Below are 19,227 nucleotides of genomic sequence, written 5' to 3' on the forward strand. Positions count from 1 at the left end.
TTGGTGCCATGTCCAAGAGCATCCTGTTCATCGGTGGAAGCGGAATCATCAGTCATGCCTCGGTGGCCAGAGCCGCACGGCTCGGGCACCGGGTGACGGTGCTCAACCGGGGCAGATCCTCGATCCGGACGGTGCCGTCCGAGGTGGAGACGCTGGTCGCGGACGCGAACGACGCCGAGGCCGTGGCGGCCGCCCTGCGCGGCCGTGAGTTCGACGTCGTCGCCCAGTTCCGGGCGTTCGGGCCGGAGCACGTGGCGCGCGACGTCGCGCAGTTCGCGGGCCGCACCGGGCAGTACGTGTTCATCTCGTCGGCGTCGGCGTACCAGACGCCGCCGTCGCGGCTGCCCGTGCGGGAGTCGACGCCGCTGCGCAACCCGTTCTGGCAGTACTCCCGCGACAAGATCGCGTGCGAGGACCTGCTGGTGCGGGAGTACCGGGAGAACGGGTTCCCCGTCACGATCGTGCGGCCGTCGCACACCTACGACCGCACGGTGCTGCCGACGTCGGGCGGCTGGACGGACGTCGCCCGCATGCGCGCGGGCAAGCCCGTCGTCGTGCACGGGGACGGCACCTCGCTGTGGACCATCACGCACACCGAGGACTTCGCGGTCGGGTTCGTGGGCCTGCTCGGCCACCCGCTCGCGGTGGGGGACACCTTCCACATCACCGGCACGCACGCGCCCACCTGGGACCAGATCTACACGTGGCTGGCCGAGGCCGCGGGCGTGCGCAGCCCCGACCTGGTGCACGTCGCGTCCGAGACGATCGCGCGGGTGCTGCCCGACCTGGGCCCCGGTCTGGTGGGCGACAAGGCGCACTCGATGGTCTTCGACATCTCGAAGGTGCGCACGCTCGTCCCCGAGTTCGGCACCACCATCACCTACGACATCGGCGCCGAGGAGCAGGTGTCCTGGTTCGACAACCACCCCGAGGCGCAGGTGGTCGACGCCGAGCTGGACGCGGCCTTCGACCGGCTCGCTGCGCACGCCCGCTCGGTCTGAGGGCGCGCGCCCTGGTCCCCGGCCCGACCCGACCGGGGACCAGGGCGCGCGGACGCCCCTGGTGCCGGCGCCTCAGACGAACCGGTCTCGGCCGAACCGGTCAGGCCGGCAGCCCGCGAGCTCGGGCGCCGCGACCCCCGTCGTGATCTCCTCGGCGGCGAGGCGGCCGGCCGCGGCGGCCAGCGTGACGCCCGCGTGCATCACGGCGAGGTACAGCCCGGACATGCCCGGTTCGGTTCCGACGATCGGCTCGCCGTCCGCCGGCATCGGCCGCCAGCCGATCTCCGCGGAGACGATCTCGACGTCCGACGCCCCGGGAAAGAACCGGAGCAGGGACCGCCGGGCGGCCTCGGCGGTGTCCTGGAGGGCAGCCCGGTTCGTCTGTCCCTCGTAGGCCAGCGGAAGCAGCAGGGTCCCGTCCGGACGCTGCCGCACCTCCAGCTCGGGGCCGGCGACGATCGTCCGTACCAGCCCCGGCGTGGCGCGGAGACGCACCAGGACGGCCGGTGACGACTCGACCGGCACCTCGACACCGATGCCGGCGCACAGGGTGGCGGTCCCGGCCCCTGCGGCCACGACGACGGTCGTGGCCGGGAGCACCCCGGCACCGGTCCGGACGCCCGTCACGGCCGAGCCGTCGCGCACGAGCCCGATCGCCGGGGTACCGACGCGGAGCTCGGCGCCACGCTCGACGGCCGCCGCGACGAGCAGCTCCGTGACCTCGACGGGGTCGAGGGCGCCGTCGTCCGGGGCGTGGTGCGGGGTGCCGGGACCCGGTACGAGGACGGGTTCGATCGCACGGACGTCGGCGGCCGCGCCGCCGGGCCGGCCCGCCTCGCCGGAGCCTTCGCCGGACCCGTCGCCGGAATCGTCCCCAGTGCCGTCCCAGGTGAGGGACCCGGACCACGAGATGCGGAGGCCGGGCAGCTCACGCTGAAGCCGCCGGTACTCGTCCAGGGCGAGAAACCGCAGCGGCGCGGAGGGAAGGTCGCAGGTCTCCGGCCGCCCGATCCACGCGAACGACGATCCGGTGGCGCCGGCGGCGGGCAGCCCCGCGTCCAGCAGGGTCACCGCCTGCCCGCGCGCGGCGAGGTGGTACGCGAGCGACGCGCCGACGATGCCGGCGCCCACCACGATCACTCGGTTCGACATGAACCCCACCCTCTCAGGTCAGGGGTGCCGTCGACTCCCGGACCACCAGCTCCGTGGAGAGGTTGAGCCGGCGGACCTTGGGCGACCTGCCCCGGGCGATGTCGAGCAGGATCTGGGTGGCGGCCGCGCCCATCTCGCGGAGCGGCTGTCGCACCGTCGTGAGCGGCGGGCCCACCCAGGAGGCCAGCGGCAGGTCGTCGTAGCCCACCACGGAGAGGTCCTCCGGCACCCGCAGGCCGAGCTGGTGCGCGGCCCGGAGCACGCCGAGGGCCTGCATGTCGGACCCCGCGAACACCGCCGTGGGGCGGTCCGGCCGGGACAGCAGATCCAGCCCCATCTCGAAGCCCGCCTCGACGTAGAAGTTCCCCTCGCGCACGAGCGCGGGGTCCACGGCGGCGCCCGCCTCCTCGTGCGCCGACCGGAACCCGTCGACGCGGGCGCGGCTGCACAGCATGTTCCACGGTCCGGTGATCATGCCGATCCTGCGGTGGCCCAGCGCGAGCAGGTGCCGCGTGGCCTGCAGCCCGCCGTTCCAGTTGTCGGAGCCCACGGAGGCGACGTCGGCCGGCGGCTCGCCGTCGGTGTCGATCACCACGTACGGGATGCCGCGCCGGTCGAGCTGCTGGTGCTGCGCCTCCGAGAGGTTCGCGGCGACGAGCAGCACGCCCAGCGGCGGCCGCGCGATGGTGGTGTCGAGCCACCGGGCCGGCGGCCGGTGCTCGCCGCCCAGCTCGGACAGGATCACGCTGGTCCGCAGCTCGGCGGCGGCGTCCTCCACGCCCCGGATGATCTCCATGGACCAGGCCGAGCCCAGGCGGTGGAAGACCAGGTCGATCAGCCCGCTGCCCGCGGGCGCCGTCGCCGGACGGCGCCGCCGGTACTGGTGCTTCTCCAGCGCGGCCTCGACGCGGTCGCGCGTCGCGGGGGCGACGTCGGCCCGGCCGTTGAGCACCTTGGACACGGTGGGCACCGAGAGACCGAGCTCGCGCGCGATCGACGCGATGGTCGGCCCGGGGCTCACGCCGGTCATCGCACCCACCTTTCGGTCATGTCTGCGGAACTTTCGACCCGAAGGTACACCGTCTCGCGCCAGTATCAGGTCTCGTTCACGGCATGGAATGCCGTGTCTGGATTGTAATCGCCACGTTCTGGGCATGTCTTGACGTGTCGCCGGATCTCACCCTACTGTCCCTCACGACAAGCACTATCGGCATCGATGTCGATAGTTTCGAAAACGTTCCACAACGAGGTGGGGATGGCAACAGAGCTACGCGGCAAGGAAACGTGGGGCCTCGCCCTGCGCAAGCACTGGCGCCTCTACACGCTCGCGCTCCTGCCGATCATCTGGTTCCTGGTGTTCCGTTACCTGCCCATGGCCGGCAACGTCATCGCCTTCCGCCGGTTCCGGCCGGGCGGGTCGATCTTCGGCGAGGAATGGGTCGGCTTCTACTACATCGAGCGGTTCATCCAGGACCAGGCGTTCTGGCAGGCGTTCCAGAACACGGTGATCATCGGCGCGCTGACGCTCGTGATCGTGTTCCCGCTGCCGATCATCCTGGCGCTCCTGCTCAACGAGCTCCGCTCGCGGGTGTTCAAGCGGTTCGTGCAGACGGTCAGCTACCTGCCGCACTTCATGTCCGTCGTGATCGTGGCGGGCTTCGTGTTCGAGCTGACGTCGCTGGACGGCACGGTCAACCGGCTGGTCAAGCTGTTCGGCGGGGACCCGATCTCGTTCATGCAGCAGGCCGACTGGTTCCGCACCATCTACGTGTCGTCCGAGGTCTGGCAGACGGTGGGCTGGGGCACGATCCTCTACCTGGCCTCGCTGACCACCATCGACGCGCAGCTCTACGAGGCGGCCCGCATCGACGGCGCCAACCGCTGGCAGCAGACGTGGCACGTCACGCTGCCCGGCATCCGGCCCACGATGATGGTCCTGCTCATCCTGAACATCGGCCAGTTCATGCAGGTGGGCTTCGAGAAGATCTTCCTGCTCTACAACACGCTGACCCAGCCGACGGCGGACGTGATCTCCACGTACATCTACCGCGTCGGCCTCACCTCCGGGCAGCTGAGCTACGCCACGGCGATCGGCCTGTTCGAGGCCGTGATCGGCCTGGTCCTCGTCTTCTCCGCCAACGCCATCTCGCGCCGAGTCACCGGGAGCTCCCTGTGGTGAACACCGCCCCCGCCCCGACCACCGACCCGGTGGGCTCCGACGTGCCCGACCTGACCCGGCCCCGCCCGGAGACCACCACCGTCAAGGACACGCCCGGCTACACGGTGTTCCGCGTCACCGGGAGCTCCCTGTGGTGAACACCGCCCCCGCCCCGACCACCGACCCGGTGGGCTCCGACGTGCCCGACCTGACCCGGCCCCGCCCGGAGACCACCACCGTCAAGGACACGCCCGGCTACACGGTGTTCCGCTGGGTCAACACGACGATCCTGGTGCTCGTCGCCGCCGTCACGCTCTACCCGTTCCTCAACCTGGCGGCGCGGGCGTTCAGCTCCGAGGCGGCGATCCGCAGCGGCGACGTCACGGTCTGGCCCATCGGCTTCAACACGACCACCCTCATGTCCGTGCTGGAGCAGGACCTGTTCTGGCGCAACTACCTCAACACCGTGGTCTACACGGTGGTGGGCACCGCTATCGCCATGGCGCTGACCACGACCTTCGCCTACGTGCTGTCGAAGAAGTACCTCAAGGGCCGCATGATCCTGATCGGGTTCGCGGTCTTCACGATGTTCTTCACCGGCGGCCTCATCCCGAACTACATCCTGGTCAGCGAGCTCGGCTTCAAGAACACCATCTGGGCCGTCGTGGTGCCGCAGGCGATCAACGTCTTCAACCTGCTCGTCATGAAGTCGTTCTTCGAGAACTTCCCCGAGGAGCTCGAGGAGGCCGCGGCGATCGACGGCCTGACCACCTACGGGATCTTCTTCCGCGTGGTGCTGCCGCTCAGCAAGGCGGTGCTCGCGACGATGGTCCTCTTCTACGCGGTCTGGTTCTGGAACTCCTGGTTCCCCGCGTTCCTCTACATGGACGACCCGCAGATGTACCCGGTCACGGTGTTCCTGCGGAACATCATCGCCGGCGCCACCGGCACCGGCGAGGGGCTGAGCGACGTCGCCGTCCAGATCGGGGCCAACGTCAAGGCAGTGACGATGCTGCTCACGGCCCTGCCCATCGTCTGCCTCTACCCGTTCGTCCAGAAGTACTTCGTGTCCGGCGTGATGCTCGGCTCCGTCAAGGGCTGAGCACACCCGACCACCGCACCGATCCGCCGTCGGACGACGACGTTCACACCCCGGAGGAAGTCAATGATGATCACCCCTAGAAAGGCTGCCGCGGCGACCGCCGCGGTCGCCCTCGGACTCACGCTCACGGCGTGCTCGTCCGGCGACGACGACGGCGCCGCCGTCGACATGGCCGACAAGATGGTCGGCGCCATGGAGGACTACGGCGTCGGCACCACCTTCAAGGCGACCGAGCCGCTGGAGTTCGGGCTCATGTACCGCGACCACCCGAACTACCCGCTCCAGGAGGACTGGTCGATCCTCAAGGCGTTCGAGGAGGAGCACAACGTCACCTTCGACATCCAGTCGGTGCCCCTGGCCGACTGGCAGCAGAAGCGGGCGCTCCTGATCAGCTCCGGCGACGCCGCCGACCTGATCCCGTCCACCTACGCGGCCGACGTCGAGACGCTCACCTCGGGCGGCGCCGTCCTGCCGATCTCGGACTACCTCGACTACCTGCCGAACTTCCAGGACAAGGTCGAGAAGTGGGGCCTGCAGGAGGACCTGGACCGGCTGCGGCAGGCCGACGGCAAGTTCTACGTGCTGCCCGGCCTGCACGAGAACCCGAAGCCCTCGTACTCCATCGCCATCCGCGAGGACTGGTGGGAGGACGCCGGCCTGGAGGACCCGAAGACCTGGGACGAGTTCGCGGACCAGCTCGAGGTGATCAAGGAGGAGCACCCCGAGCTCGACTACCCGTACACCGAGCGCTGGTCCATCAACGGCCCCATGGAGGCCACCCTCCAGGCCGCGGCCGGCAACTTCGGCACCGAGGCGGGCTGGGGCTATGGCGACGGCGTGACCTGGAACGGCTCCGAGTACGAGTACACGGGCGCGTCCGAGGGCTACAAGGAGCTCGTCTCCTACTTCGCCGACCTGGTGGACCGCGGCCTCCTGGACCCCGAGGGGCTCACGCAGGAGGACGACCCGGCCATCGCCAAGCTGACCACCGGCAAGGTCGCCGCCCTCGGCGTCAACGACCAGGAGATGACGCGGTACCGGACCGGCTTCGAGGAGGCCGGGGACAAGGACGCGAAGCTCAAGGAGATCGTGGTCCCGGCCGGTCCCGCCGGCAACATCATGGACGCCACCACCGGCGGCCAGTTCGAGTCCGGCATCGCGCTCTCGTCCAGCGCCGCCGAGCGCGACGACTTCGTGGCGATGCTGCAGTTCGTCGACTGGCTGTACTACTCCGACGAGGGCCTCGAGTTCGCCAAGTGGGGCATCGAGGGCGAGACCTACACCAAGGACGCCGACGGCACCCGCACCCTGGCCGACGACGTCGACTGGGGCGGGCTCAACGCGGGTGCCCCGAAGCTGCTGAACACCGACTTCGGCTACTACAACGGCGTCTGGTCGCTGGCCCACGGGTCCACCTCGGACCTGGTCAAGTCGACGCTCACGCCCGAGGTGCAAGACTTCCTCGACCAGATGAACCAGAAGGACGTCGCGGAGAAGGGTCCGGGCATCGCCATGGACGAGATGCAGCGCGAGGAGTCCTCGCTGCTGCAGACCAACCTGCAGGACCTGGTCATGACGGCGACGGCCCAGTTCATCCTGGGTGACCGGCCGCTCGACGAGTGGGACGCGTACGTCGGCGAGCTGGAGAGCGCCGGCATGCAGACCTACGTCGACACGGTCAACCAGGCCGCGGGCGTCACCGAGTAACAACTCGTTGAGTGCGGGATCTTCGCCCTCCGAGCGCCGTTCGGAGGGCGAAAATCCCGCACTCAACACCGGAGGGGGAGTGTTGTGGAGCGGGTTCTCGTACCGGGTTCAGGTGCCGGCGTGCTCGGGGACGCCTGGCGCACCTGCGTGGGCACCGGGCGGTTCAACCTGGCGCTGCGCCAGGACTACCAGGAGTCGCTGAGGCTGGTGCAGCGGGAGATCGGCTTCCGGTACATCCGGGGCCACGGCATCCTGCACGACGACGTCGCCGTGCACCGCACGTACGACGCCGCCGGCCACCGGGGCACGGCCTACGTGTTCACCTACGTGGACCAGGTGGTCGACGCCTACCTGAAGCTCGGGATCAAGCCGTTCCTGGAGCTCGGGTTCATGCCGAAGGCCCTCGCCTCCGGCGACCAGACCGTGTTCTGGTGGCTGGGCAACGTGACCCCGCCCCGCGACCACGCCGAGTGGGCGAGCCTGGTGCGCGCCCTGCTGCGGCACCTCGTGGACCGGTACGGCCTCGACGAGGTGCGGACCTGGCCCGTCGAGGTCTGGAACGAGCCCAACCTCACGCACTTCTGGCGGGACGCGGACCAGGAGGCGTACTTCCGCCTCTACGAGACCTCCGTGCACGCGGTGAAGGACGTCGACGCGTCGCTCCAGGTGGGCGGCCCCGCCATCTCCCCGGGGGCGGACGACTGGTGGGAGCCCTTCGCGGAGTTCGTCACGCGGCGGGACCTGCCCGCCGACTTCCTCTCCGTGCACGCGTACAGCTCCGGCCCGGCACAGCACGTGCCGTTCGGCGTCTACCAGACCTTCCGGCGGCCCGAGCACCTGCTCGACCAGTTCGCCCGGCCCGGCAAGATCCTCGCCGGGACGGCGCTCGCTGGCCGGCCCCTGCACGTCACGGAGTTCAACACCAGCTACCGGCCCGACAACCCGGTGCACGACACGGCCTGGAACGCCGCCTACCTCGCGCCCGTGCTCGCGGGCGGCGGCGAGCACGCCGACTCCTTCTCCTACTGGACGTTCTGCGACGTCTTCGAGGAGGAGGGAGTGCCGGCGTCGTTCTTCCACGGCGGGTTCGGCATGCTGGGCCACCGTCAGGTGCGCAAGCCGACCTATCACCTGTACGCGTTCATGGCGCGGATGGGTCAGGAGGTGCTGGCGCGCGGCGTCGACCACCTGGTCACGCGCCACGCCGCCACGGGACGGGTGACGGTACTCGCCTGGCAGCCCGTGGGCGGCACCGACGACCCGGCCGAGCCGGACCGCCACGAGATCCGCCTGAGCCTCCCGGTCGGGTCGGCCGCACAGGACACCGGAGGGACCCACGGGTCGGACCCGTCGCGGGTGTTCGCAATGCGGTACGACGTGGACGAGACCGCCGGCAACGCGTGGGCGGCGTGGCGCGAGATGGGCCGGCCCGCGTCGCCGTCGGGCAGACAGCTGGACGCGCTGCACGAGGCGAGCGAACCCGCCCGGCGCGCCTTCAGCCTCCCCGTCGTCCCGGCGGCGGACGGCGGCCGGGTCGAGCTCGACCTGACGCTCGGCCGGCACGGCATCACCCTGGTGACCCTGGACCCGGTCCGCGACGAGACCCCACCCTGGCTGGACGACGCGCGGATCCTGGGCCGGACACCGAACCCGAACGACAGCCGGACCTCGAACGACAAGGACGACGCGTGACCGACTCGAAGATCCTGTACGGCGGCGACTACAACCCGGAGCAGTGGCCACGCGCCGTCTGGGAGGACGACTACGCGGCCTTCGACAAGGCGTCGATCGACACGGTCTCGCTCAACGTCTTCTCCTGGGCCACGCTCCAGCCGGACGAGGACACCTACGACTTCGCACGGCTCGACGAGATCGTGGCCCGCGCGGTCGAGGGCGGGCGCGGCATCGTGCTGGCGACGTCCACCGGCGCGCTGCCGCCGTGGCTGGCGCACCGGCACCCCGAGGTCGAGCGCACCGACTTCCAGGGCCGGCGCCACGTGTTCGGGCAGCGGCACAACGCGTGCCCCAGCTCGCCGGTCTACCGGCGGCTGTCGGCGGAGCTGGCCGGCCGGATCGCCGAGCGGTACGCCGGCACGCCCGGCCTGGTCGCGTGGCACGTCGGCAACGAGTACGGCGGGTTCGACGGCGGCTGCTGGTGCGACCTGTGCGCCGCCGGCTTCCGCGACTGGCTGCGCGCGCGGTACGGCACGCTGGAGCGGCTGAACGAGGCGTGGAACGCGACGTTCTGGTCGCACACGTTCTCCGACTGGGCGCAGATCGTGCCGCCGAACATGCTCAGCGAGCACTGGCGCGGACCGGACCACACGGCGTTCCAGGGCATCACGCTCGACTACCGCCGGTTCATGTCGGACGCGATGCTGGCCAACTACCGCGACGAGAAGGCGCGCATCCGCGAGCACGACGCGACCACGCCGGTGACGACCAACTTCATGGGCATGTTCCGGCCGATCGACTACCACCGGTGGGCCGACGACCTCGACTTCGCCTCCTGGGACAACTACCCGCCGGGGCCGCGCGAGCAGGCGCGCATGGCGCTCGCGCACGACGTCATGCGCGGGCTCAAGGACGGCGCACCCTTCTGGGTCATGGAGCAGACGCCGACGATCACCGCCTCGCGCGACGTGAACCCGGTGAAGCGGCCGGGCGTGCTGCGGCTGTGGTCGTGGCAGGCCGTGGCGCACGGCGCCGACGCCGTCCTCTACTTCCAGATGCGGCAGGCGAAGGGCGCGAGCGAGAAGTACCACGGTGCCGTCCTGGACCACACCGGGCGCACGGACACGCGATCGTTCCGCGAGGTCGCGGCCCTGGGCGGCGAGCTGGCCGGGCTGGGGGACGCCGTGGTCGGCGCCCGGACGCCCGCCCGCGTCGCGCTGCTCTTCGACTGGGACTCCTGGTGGGTCGCCGAGATGACGGACGGCTTCAACCGGCACGCGCGCTACGTCGACACGGTGCTGGCCTACTACCGCGCGCTGTGGCAGGCGGGCGCCCAGGTCGACGTGGTGCCCACGACGGCCGACCTGGCGCGGTACGACGTGGTGCTCGCCCCCATGCTGCACGTGCTGAAGGGCGACGTCGCCACGCGGCTCGCGGCCGTGACGGAGCGCGGGGGCTCGGTGCTCGCGTCGTTCTGGTCGGGGCGCGCGGACGAGGACGCCAACGCCTACCTCATGGACGCGCCCGGCCCGCTGGCCCCGTTGTTCGGTGTCCGGGTCGAGGAGACCGACTCGGCCGAGCCGGGCGTCACCAACCCCGTGACCCTGACCGACGGGTCCGGCGAGGCGGTCTCCGCTGCGCAGCTCGTGTTCGAGGTGCTCGTGCCGGAGGGCGCCGAGGTGGTCGGCACCTACGGCGCCGAGTTCTACGCGGGCACGCCCGCGGTGACGCGGCACCGGCCCGGCGGGGCCGACGGCGGCGAGGCCTGGTACGTCGCGACCGGCCTGGACGACGCCGGGGTCGGGTGGGTGGTGCGCCGGGTGCTGGACCGGCACGGGCTCGTGGGCCCGTACGCCGACGTGCCCGACGTCGAGCTCGCCGTGCGGTCCAAGGACGGCGTGCGGTTCGCCTTCGTGCTGTCGCACGCGACCGGGCCCGTCGAGGTCGCGGCGCACGCGTCCGGCGTCGACCTGCTGACCGGCCGGACCGTGCGGCAGGGGGAGACGCTCCGGCTCGACCCGACCGACGTCGTGCTGCTGCGCGAGGACCTGCCCGGGGAGCCGGCGTGAGCTCCGGCGGGGCGGGCGGCCCGGGCTCCGGGCCGGGGGACGGCGAGCGGCGCGAGTTCGGCGAGGGTGTGCTCGGCCGCGCCACCGCGCTCGTGTACTGGCACCTGATCGTCGAGCTGCTGCTCGTCGTCGCCGTGCTGCCGGGCGCGCTGGCGTCGCTCCTGCTGGAGCGGGCGCCGGGCAACGCGCTGCTCTTCGCGCTGTGTCTGCTTCCGGTGGGGCCGGCCGTGGCGGCGGGGCTGTTCGCCCTCCGGGACCGCACGCGGGCCGAGGGGCTCACCCCGGCGGCGTCGTTCTGGCGTGGGTACCGGCTGAACTGGGCGGACGCCCTGCGGGTGTGGGTGCCCGCGCTCGTCGTGGGCGTGGTGGTCGCGCTGGGACTGGCGAACGTGGGTGCGGGCGGCGTGCCCGGCTGGTACGCGGGAGTGCTGGTCGTGGTGGGCGCGGGCCTGGCCCTGTGGGCCGTGAACGCGCTGGTGATCGTGTCGTTCTTCGGGTTCCGCACCCGGGACTCGGTGCGGCTCGCGGCGCACTACCTGGGCGCCCGGCCGCTCGTGACGCTGGGCACGCTCTCGCTGCTCGTGCTGGCCGCCGGGATCGTGGTGCTGACCACCGAGGCGGTGTTCGGCCTGCTCGCGGTGGTCTGGCTCGCCCTCGTGCTGCGCAACGCGGCGCCCGTCGTGGCCGACGTCGAGCAGCGGTTCACGCCCGCGAGCTGAGGCACGATCAGGACAGCATTGTCCGATCTGCGGCTCTTGCGCCAAGGTGTGCGCATGGCTATCAAGCAGGGGGACCCGGGACGGCTGACCTACCGCTATCTACGCGTGGCGATCGTGGCCGTGGTGCTGGTGCTGTTCGTGTCGCTGACCATGCAGATCGTCGCCGACCACGGGCGGCTGGACTCCGGCGAGGAGTGGTGGCACGCGTCCATCAGCGCCTACTTCTACTCGCCGGTGCAGAGCATCTTCGTGGGCACGCTGGTGGCCATCGGCACGTGCCTCATCGCGATCAAGGGCCGGCACGGCGCCGAGGAGGTGCTGCTCAACTTCGCGGGCATGTTCGCCGTGGTCGTCGCCCTCGTGCCCACGCCGCTCGACGCCACGATGTGCACCGGCGAACCGTACTGCGTGGACGTGCCCGAGCGGGTCGGCAACAACATCGGCACGCTGCTGCTGGTCGGCGGCCTGGTGCTGGTGCTCGCCACCTGGCCGCGGCGCCGCGACCTGGGCGGCCACCACGGCTGGGACCTGTGGCTCACGTGGCTGACGTGGGCGGCGACCGGCGTCTGGCTGCTGGTGTGGCCCGGCAGCTTTCTCACGACGGCGCACTACGCCGCGGCCGTGCTCCTGTTCGGCTGCCTGATCGCCGTCGCGTGGATCAACGGCTCCGACCAGGCCGTGACCGCTCAGACGCTCGAACGGCTGCGCGGCCTGTCGCCCGCGGCCTACCGGGTCTGGTACCGGTGGATCGCCGGGGTGATGGCCGTGGTGCTCGTGGTGGGCCTGGCGACCATGGTGGTGCTCGACCGCTTCGTCCCGGACCTGTTCCCGCAGACGCTGTTCGTGGTCGAGACCGTGCTGATGCTGGTCTTCGCGCTGTTCTGGACGCTGCAGACCATCCAGTTCTGGGACATCGGCCTGCCGGCGCGGGCGCGGGTGGAGACCAGCAAGGCCCCGGGCGACACCCCTGGCGCGTAACGTCACCCCGGTGACCGTGATCCGTTCGATCGTCCTGTTCGTGGCCGCGGCCGTCCTCGAGATCGGCGGTGCCTGGCTCGTCTGGCAGGGCGTGCGCGAGCACAAGGGCTGGCTGTGGATCGGCGCGGGCGTCATCGCGCTGGGCCTGTACGGGTTCTTCGCCACCCTGCAGCCGGACGCCGGCTTCGGCCGCATCCTCGCCGCCTACGGCGGCGTCTTCGTCGCGGGTTCCCTGGTCTGGGCCATGGCCGTCGACGGCTTCCGGCCCGACCGCTGGGACGTGATCGGCGCGCTCATCTGTCTGGTGGGCGTCGCCGTCATCATGTACGCCCCGCGGCCGGACGCGGGCTAGGCGCCTGCCCGCGAGGCGCCCAGCCCGCGAAGTGCCACAGGGTGCGGCTGATCGGGCCGGGCAGGCCGGATCGTCAGCACAGTGGCACCCGCGCCGATGACTTTTCCTGGTCCGCCCCGTCGGACCTGGCATGGGCGACGACGCTGCGGCTGACGTACGGGCACGTGTCCAGCGCGCGGTCGACCGGCTCGTGACCGACGGCGGCGAGGTCGGCCTGCAGGTGGCGGTCGTCCACCGGGGCGACCTCGTGGTCGAAGCCGTGGGTGGGCTGGCCGACGCCCGGCGAGGAGCGGCGGTCGCCCCCGACACCCTGTTCTTCGCCGCGTCGACGGCCAAGGGGATCGCCTCCGCCGTCGCGCACGTGCTGGTGGAGCGCGGCGAGCTGGACTACGACCTGCGGATCGCCGACGTCTGGCCCGGGTTCGCCACGCACGGCAAGGGCGGCGCGACGCTGCGGCACGTGCTGATGCACTCGGTGGGCGTGCCCGCCCCGCCGTACACGACGACCGTCGGGGACCTGTGCGACTGGGACCGGATGTGCCGGCTGCTCGCCGACGAGGAGCCCTGGTGGGAGCCGGGCACCGGGTTCGGGTACCACGCCCAGACCTTCGGCTTCCTGCTCGGCGAGACGGTGCGCCGGGCCACCGGGCGCACGCTGTCGTGGTGGCTCCGCGAGGCCGTCACGCGGCCGCTCGGCGTCGAGGACGACGTGCACTTCGGCGTGCCCCCGGCACTGCTGGGGCGGGTGGCGCGGCAGGAGCCGGCCCCCGGGCCGCCCTCGTGGCCCGAACCGGGCTCGCCCGCCGACCGTGCGCTCCCGCCCGGGATGCGACCCGACGCCGCTTTCGCCAACCGGCGTGACGTGCTCACGAGCGACATCCCCTCCGGGGGCACGATGTCGGCACGCGGCGCGGCCCGCGTGTTCGCGGGCCTGCTCGGGTACGGCGACGCCGCCCTGGTGTCGCCGGCCCGGCTGGCCGAGATGGCGCGGCCCGCGTTCGAGGGGCGCGACGCCGTGCTGGACGTGCCCTCGACGTGGGCGTTCGGGTTCGCCCCGTCGCGCCCGGGCGTCCTCCCCTCCCGCCCGGGGTCGGCCTTCGGTATGTTCGGCGCGAACGGCTCGGGGGTCTGGGCCGACATCGACACCGGTGTCGCGGTCGCCGTGATGCGCAACCGGTTCAGCCCGGGCTGGAGCACCGCCGGCGAGATCGACCGGCTCGTCGCAGAGCACTTTCCGACGTCGTCAGAAGGAGAAGCCTCATGGACAACCCAGTGACCGAGCTCGACGCACGGTTCAGCGACCCCGGCGTGCAGCCGACCGCGTGGGAGGAGACGCAGGGGGTGCTGGAGAACGCCCAGCTCACCTGGCTGACCACCGTGCGCGCCGACGGGCGCCCGCACGTCACGCCGCTCGTCGCCGTCTGGCTGGAGGGGGCTCTGCACTTCTGCACCGGCCCCGAGGAGCAGAAGGCCGTCAACCTGGAGGCCAACCCGAACGTGGTGCTGACCACCGGCGACAGCACCTGGAACAAGGGGCTGGACGTCATGGTCGAGGGCCCGGCCCGGCGCGTGACCGACCAGCGGACGCTGGAGAAGCTCGCCGAGGCGTGGCGCACCAAGTGGACCGGGCAGTGGCAGTACGAGGTGGGCGAGGAGGCCTTCACCAACGACATCGGCGGGACCGCGCTCGTGTTCGCGGTCCAGCCGACCAAGGTGCTGGCCTTCGGCAAGGGCACGTACAGCCACACCCGCTACACGCCGCGCTAGCCCGCGGCGCGCCCGGCCTCCGCCGGGCCGCACCGGCTCAGTACAACCACGGCGCCTCCCGCCGCACCGCGTCGCCGAGCGCCGACGTGAGCGTGCCCACGTACGTGGCCGACAGGTGCGAGCCGTCCCGGTAGACCAGCACGTTCCCGATCACGGGCGGGCACGACTCGGGCTCGCAGATCAGGTCCGACAGGTCGACGTGCGCGGCGCTCGCGGGCATGCCGGGGTACGTCGGCACCGGGTTGCGCTCCGCGAACACCTCGGACCGGTCCAGCACGCACCGCGCGGCGTCGCGGCCGTGCGACGACACGCAGTTCGGCGGGCTCCACTCGAACCGCGGGTTGTCGCGGATCGTGATCACGGGGATGCCCGCGGCGTCGAGCTGCTGCCAGGCCGCCACCTCGGCGGGGAGCACCACCTCGGGCGCGTCCTCGTACGTGTGCGTACCGGTCACGAACACCGCGTCCGGGTCCAGCTCGACGGCCTCGGCCAGCAGGTTGGAGCTCCAGCGTGCGCAGTCGTCGGTGGGCACCGCCTCCAGCCGCACGCGGCACTGCCCCTTGCCCGCCAGCCGCACGCGCCACCCGTTCTGCTCGCCGAGCTCGGTGAGGGCCGGCGCCCACTGGTACGTGTGCGAGCCGCCCGCCACGAGCACCGTCCGGACGGGGTGGTCCGGGTCGTGGAGGGTGCACACCCGCACCTCGTCGAACCCCGGCCCGTTCCCGTGCTCCTGGATGCAGCGCGGGTCGTGGTCGGTCGGGGGCAGGTCGTGCTTCGCCACCTCGGGGTCGGGCTGCACCGGCGCCGGGTCGGGCGCCTCCGTGGTCGTGGTGCCCGGCGTCGCCGTGGCGCCGGCGGGCGCGGCGAGCCCGTCCGACGTCGCCTGCGGGCGCAGCGCCCCGGCCCCCGCGTACTCGGTGCCGAGGTGCTCCAGCTGCTCCAGCTTGGCCGCCTCGCGCGTCTCGACGCCGATGCTCGCGGCGGCCGTCGGCACGATGACGAGCGCCGTGGCGGCGCCGGCGGCCACCAGGGCGGCGACCGACCGGCGCAGCGTCAGCGCGCGCGGCACCGCGAGGCCCACGGGGCGCGCGACCACCTGCCGCGTGGCCCAGGCCAGCACCACGGACACCGCCAGCACCAGCGTCGCCCCGCGCCAGCCGACGGCCGGGAAGCCCCGGACGGCCAGGTAGAAGATGAGCACCGGCCAGTGCCACAGGTACAGCTCGTACGAGATGCCGGCCAGGAACCGGAGCGGCGCCAGGTCGAGCACGCGCCGGGGGCCCCACGACGCCGGTGTGCCCGCGCCCGCGAGCACCAGCAGCGCCCCCGTCACCGGCCAGAGCGTCCAGACGCCGGGAAAGAGCGTGCCGCCGTCGAGCAGGAAGCCGGACGAGAGGACGAGGCCGAGGCCGACCCACGCGCCCGCGGTGCGCAGACGCTCGGCGCCGTGCAGCGGGACGAGCGCGAGCAGCGCGCCCAGGCCGAGCTCCCAGAACCGGGTGGCGGTGTGGAAGTAGGCCACCGGCTGCAGCACCCCGGTGAGGTACAGGGCGCCCGCGAACGAGGCGGCGGACCCGACGGCGACGACCAGCGCGAGCCGCCGTCGGACCAGGACGGCCGCCCGCCGGCAGAGCCAGGCCATCGCGAGCACGACCAGCGGCCAGGCCAGCAGGAACTGTCCCTGCACGGAGAGCGACCAGAAGTGCTGGAGCGGGCTGGCCCCGGGTCCGGCGGCCCCGTAGGCCAGCTCGTTCGAGATCAGGTCCCAGTTCTCCACGTACAGGGCCGACGCGACGACCTGCCGCCACACGTCGAGCCAGCGCGCGGCCGGCAGCAGCACCCACGCGGCGAGCGCGACGGCTCCCAGCACCACGAGGGCCGACGGCGCCAGGCGGGCCGCGTTCCGCGCGTACACCGCCCCGAGCCGGAGGGTGCGCGACTCGGCGCGCCGCACGAGCGACCCGGTCACCAGGAACCCGGAGATCACGAGGAAGACGTCCACGCCTCCGGACACCCGGCCGGCGCCGAAGAGGTGGAACAGCACCACGAGCAGGAGCGCGAGCCCGCGCAGGCCGTGCACCTCGGTGAGGTGCTGTCGGGTCGTCGTCGTGGAGGCGTGCGGGGCCGGCGGGGCGGCGTCGGGCATGGGGGACCACCAGGTGCGAAGGGATTCGATCTACACACCTGGGGACGAAGTCCTCGGTCCTACCGTTGTGGTCGTTACCGAAGCGGGACCGGAGATCACCCGCTCAGTAGATGGTGCGTCCTCTTTCGTCCGGAATGCCAGACTTCCTGAGGAAGTAGGTGTTCACCTGGTCCCGCCACTCGGTGGCGCTGCGGAGCTGCTCGGCGAGCCGTTCGGAGACCCGCTCCGCGACGCGCCCCTCGACGTGCCCCGACACCTCCGACCACGCGCCGATCATCGCCTCCACCCGGGCCACGCCCTCGAAGTGGGTGTCGTAGATGTGCTGCACCACGGTCTTGCCGCTGTGCAGCACGTGCGTGTACGGCACGTGGTGGAAGAACAGCAGCAGCTCGTCGGGGCAGGTCGACGGCGACTCGAAGGCCGCCGACCACGGCGCCGGGTACTGCCCCGCGTAGCCGGTGCCGGTCCGGACCGTGCGGTCCACGCCGATGCCGTCGCGGTCCGCGAAGTGGTACGTGCCCCACGGGGTGTACTCGTAGCCGTCGACGTCGGGTCCGTAGTGGTGGCCCGGGCGCACCATGAAGCCCACCCCGAGCGGCGCGGTGTACTGCTCGTACGTCTCCCACGACCGGTCCAGCACGGCGTGCAGGGCCTGCCGGACGGCGTCCGGCGTACCCGGGAACGTGAGGCCCGCCCACTCGTCGAGCACGGCGGCCGGGTCGAGCGTCGGGTCCCAGCACAGCCGCCCGTACGCGTAGAGGTTGGCCTGCGCGAACGGGTGGCCCGTCCAGAACTCGTCGTCGCCCACGTTGGAGACGGCGGCGAACCCGCCCGCCGGCTTGCGCCAGGTGCCCGTGCCCGGGTCCTCGACGGCCTTGCCGCGGCCCGTGGCGAGGTCCGCCACGGTGGGCGAGCCCCCCTCCCGGCCGGCCGGGTCCCAGAAGCGGAACCCGAGGATCTGGCTCCACTGCGGGCCGAGGTACACGGCGTGCTGCTGCTGGCCGGTGTACTCCTGGGTGATCTGCACCTCCAGCGCCACCCGGGTGTGCGGCATCGCGGCCAGCACGGGAGAGAGGGGCTCGCGCACCTGGAAGTCCAGCGGCCCGTACTTGACCTGCAGCACCACGTTGTCCGAGAACGCCCCGTCCAGCGGGTGGAAGTGGTCGTACGCGGCGCGGGCGCGGTCGGTCGACCGGTCGCGCCAGTCCTGCCGGTGGTCGTAGACGAACGCCCGCCAGTGGATCAGGCCGTCGTACGGCTCGACCGCCGCGGCCAGCATGTTCGCGCCGTCGGCGTGCGTGCGCCCGTAGGCGAACGGCCCGGGCTGACCCTCGGAGTCGGCCTTGACCACGAAGCCGCCGAAGTCCGGGATCGCGTCCCAGACGCGCGCCGCCGCGCGCGCCCACCAGTGGGCGACGCCCTGGTCGAGCGGGTCCGAGGTGGGCAGGCCGCCGAGCGTGATGGGCGACGCGAACGACACCGACAGGTGCACGCGGATGCCCCACCGCCGGAAGACGGCGGCCACGCGGACGACGTCGCCCAGGTCCTCCGTGAGCAGGCGCGCCTCGCGCGCGTGCACGTTGACGTTGTTGATCGCCACGCGGTTGATCCCGACGGCGGCCAGCAGCCGCGCGTACCGCTCGACCCGGGACAGGTCGGCGTGGACAAAACCGTTGTCGTAGAAGATGGAGCCGCCCGAGTAGCCCCGTTCGACCTGGCCCATCACGGGGTGCACGTCCACGTTGTCCCAGTGGTCGAGCATCCGGAGGTCCGTGGCGGGGGCGTGGGTCTCGTCGACGTCCGGGCCGTCGAACGCGGCCTCGCCCAGGCGCACCACGTGGAACAGCCCGTGCAGCAGCCCGGCGTCGCACGCGGCCTGCACGACGACGGCGCCCGCCTCCCGCGTGAGCCGGAAGCTCTCGTCCGTGCCCGGGGCGGCGTCCGCGGCGGCGACGGCGCTCGCGCCGCCCGCGTCCGGGGGCGTCAGGGTGAGCACCAGCTCGGCGTCGGCCACGCCGTCCCCCACCTCGAGGCGGGAGAACGCGCCGCCGAACCGGGAGGTCGCCGCGGCGACCTCCTCGGCGACGGTGCCGGCGAGCGCGCCGTCACCGGCCACCACCACCCGGCGGCTGCCGATCGCGGCGAACGCGTCGTCGGGCAGCCAGGCCGGGTGGGTGGCGTGGTCGGTGATCGGGCGCGGGGAGTCAGCGGTCACGGGGTTTCCCATCCGTCTTAGAGGTTGATGTGCGGATATATGGGGGTCTACTGGAACTTTGCCCCAGTGACACCGCCCGGGTCCACCCGGGGCGCCCGGTCTGTCCGGTCCGTGAAAAAGCCGCGACCGGACCTCCTCTTCGAAGCCTAGGTTTCTCCGCTTTGAGGCGCCTCAAAGCGGAGAAACC

16 protein-coding genes are annotated in these 19,227 nt (G+C 72.1%); 12 read left to right on the top strand and 4 right to left on the bottom strand.

The features are described 5' to 3' along the window. The first annotated feature begins 8 nt into the window (after positions 1–8). Positions 9–1,001, top strand: a complete 993-nt coding sequence (locus tag AB0I29_RS24300) for an NAD-dependent epimerase/dehydratase family protein (RefSeq protein WP_285107415.1) — start codon at positions 9–11, stop codon at positions 999–1,001. A gap of 72 nt (positions 1,002–1,073) precedes the next feature. On the opposite strand, the gene AB0I29_RS24305 is transcribed toward AB0I29_RS24300, so the two are convergent. After that, positions 1,074–2,153, bottom strand: a complete 1,080-nt coding sequence (locus AB0I29_RS24305) for an FAD-binding oxidoreductase (protein ID WP_357486521.1) — start codon at positions 2,151–2,153, stop codon at positions 1,074–1,076. A gap of 13 nt (positions 2,154–2,166) precedes the next feature. Continuing rightward, on the bottom strand, positions 2,167–3,183 hold the full coding sequence (locus AB0I29_RS24310) for a LacI family DNA-binding transcriptional regulator (protein WP_285107418.1): 1,017 nt from the start codon (positions 3,181–3,183) through the stop codon (positions 2,167–2,169). A 225-nt stretch (positions 3,184–3,408) separates the two neighbouring features. Here AB0I29_RS24310 and AB0I29_RS24315 point away from each other — a divergent pair, with 225 nt between their 5' ends. The 11 genes from AB0I29_RS24315 (at position 3,409) to AB0I29_RS24365 (ending at position 14,679) form a co-directional block, all read left to right on the top strand. Beyond that, the gene (locus AB0I29_RS24315; RefSeq protein ID WP_285107419.1) at positions 3,409–4,332 is read left to right on the top strand and encodes an ABC transporter permease subunit; all 924 of its coding nucleotides are present in this window, start codon (positions 3,409–3,411) and stop codon (positions 4,330–4,332) included. After that, entirely contained in the window at positions 4,326–4,469 is a 144-nt protein-coding gene (locus AB0I29_RS24320) for a hypothetical protein (RefSeq protein WP_357486524.1), read from the top strand. Before AB0I29_RS24315 ends, AB0I29_RS24320 begins: the two co-directional genes overlap by 7 nt. Continuing rightward, complete coding sequence (locus AB0I29_RS24325; RefSeq protein ID WP_285107420.1) at positions 4,463–5,413, top strand: carbohydrate ABC transporter permease; 951 nt, start codon at positions 4,463–4,465, stop codon at positions 5,411–5,413. The genes AB0I29_RS24320 and AB0I29_RS24325 overlap by 7 nt, the downstream gene beginning before the upstream one ends. 66 nt (positions 5,414–5,479) lie before the next feature. Beyond that, positions 5,480–7,120: an extracellular solute-binding protein gene (locus tag AB0I29_RS24330; RefSeq protein ID WP_350224602.1), complete on the top strand. Its 1,641-nt coding sequence runs from the start codon at positions 5,480–5,482 to the stop codon at positions 7,118–7,120. A 120-nt stretch (positions 7,121–7,240) separates the two neighbouring features. Beyond that, positions 7,241–8,812 (top strand): xylan 1,4-beta-xylosidase, encoded by a 1,572-nt coding sequence (locus AB0I29_RS24335; RefSeq protein ID WP_357486527.1) that lies wholly within the window; start codon positions 7,241–7,243, stop codon positions 8,810–8,812. Then, positions 8,809–10,863 carry a beta-galactosidase gene (locus AB0I29_RS24340; protein WP_357486529.1) on the top strand — a complete coding sequence of 685 codons (2,055 nt, stop codon included), beginning with the start codon at positions 8,809–8,811 and terminating at the stop codon, positions 10,861–10,863. Before AB0I29_RS24335 ends, AB0I29_RS24340 begins: the two co-directional genes overlap by 4 nt. After that, on the top strand, positions 10,860–11,582 hold the full coding sequence (locus AB0I29_RS24345) for a DUF624 domain-containing protein (RefSeq protein ID WP_357486531.1): 723 nt from the start codon (positions 10,860–10,862) through the stop codon (positions 11,580–11,582). Before AB0I29_RS24340 ends, AB0I29_RS24345 begins: the two co-directional genes overlap by 4 nt. Positions 11,583–11,636: 54 nt before the next feature. Beyond that, positions 11,637–12,560, top strand: a complete 924-nt coding sequence (locus AB0I29_RS24350; protein ID WP_357486533.1) for a hypothetical protein — start codon at positions 11,637–11,639, stop codon at positions 12,558–12,560. A 10-nt stretch (positions 12,561–12,570) separates the two neighbouring features. Continuing rightward, entirely contained in the window at positions 12,571–12,912 is a 342-nt protein-coding gene (locus AB0I29_RS24355; protein ID WP_285107430.1) for a YnfA family protein, read from the top strand. 130 nt (positions 12,913–13,042) lie between these two features. Further along, complete coding sequence (locus tag AB0I29_RS24360) at positions 13,043–14,188, top strand: serine hydrolase domain-containing protein (RefSeq protein ID WP_357486536.1); 1,146 nt, start codon at positions 13,043–13,045, stop codon at positions 14,186–14,188. Continuing rightward, positions 14,173–14,679, top strand: a complete 507-nt coding sequence (locus tag AB0I29_RS24365; RefSeq protein WP_357486538.1) for a pyridoxamine 5'-phosphate oxidase family protein — start codon at positions 14,173–14,175, stop codon at positions 14,677–14,679. Before AB0I29_RS24360 ends, AB0I29_RS24365 begins: the two co-directional genes overlap by 16 nt. 37 nt (positions 14,680–14,716) lie before the next feature. Here AB0I29_RS24365 and AB0I29_RS24370 read toward each other — a convergent pair whose 3' ends face one another. Both AB0I29_RS24370 and AB0I29_RS24375 read right to left on the bottom strand, forming a co-directional pair. Then, positions 14,717–16,825, bottom strand: coding sequence for an acyltransferase family protein (locus AB0I29_RS24370; RefSeq protein WP_357486540.1), 2,109 nt, complete (start codon positions 16,823–16,825; stop codon positions 14,717–14,719). A 103-nt stretch (positions 16,826–16,928) separates the two neighbouring features. After that, entirely contained in the window at positions 16,929–19,040 is a 2,112-nt protein-coding gene (locus AB0I29_RS24375) for an alpha-glucuronidase (RefSeq protein WP_285107437.1), read from the bottom strand. Between the last annotated feature and the right edge of the window lie 187 nt (positions 19,041–19,227).

The organism is Promicromonospora sp. NPDC050262 (assembly GCF_040655935.1).
In the GTDB taxonomy this organism is placed as follows: domain Bacteria; phylum Actinomycetota; class Actinomycetes; order Actinomycetales; family Cellulomonadaceae; genus Promicromonospora.

Coding starts and splice junctions, on each gene's coding strand:
- AB0I29_RS24300 (WP_285107415.1), top strand. CDS start 9: ATGTCCAAGAGCATCCTGTTCATCGGTGGAAGCGGAATCATCAGTCAT.
- AB0I29_RS24305 (WP_357486521.1), bottom strand. CDS start 2,153: ATGTCGAACCGAGTGATCGTGGTGGGCGCCGGCATCGTCGGCGCGTCG.
- AB0I29_RS24310 (WP_285107418.1), bottom strand. CDS start 3,183: ATGACCGGCGTGAGCCCCGGGCCGACCATCGCGTCGATCGCGCGCGAG.
- AB0I29_RS24315 (WP_285107419.1), top strand. CDS start 3,409: ATGGCAACAGAGCTACGCGGCAAGGAAACGTGGGGCCTCGCCCTGCGC.
- AB0I29_RS24330 (WP_350224602.1), top strand. CDS start 5,480: ATGATCACCCCTAGAAAGGCTGCCGCGGCGACCGCCGCGGTCGCCCTC.
- AB0I29_RS24350 (WP_357486533.1), top strand. CDS start 11,637: ATGGCTATCAAGCAGGGGGACCCGGGACGGCTGACCTACCGCTATCTA.
- AB0I29_RS24360 (WP_357486536.1), top strand. CDS start 13,043: ATGGGCGACGACGCTGCGGCTGACGTACGGGCACGTGTCCAGCGCGCG.
- AB0I29_RS24365 (WP_357486538.1), top strand. CDS start 14,173: ATGGACAACCCAGTGACCGAGCTCGACGCACGGTTCAGCGACCCCGGC.
- AB0I29_RS24370 (WP_357486540.1), bottom strand. CDS start 16,825: ATGCCCGACGCCGCCCCGCCGGCCCCGCACGCCTCCACGACGACGACC.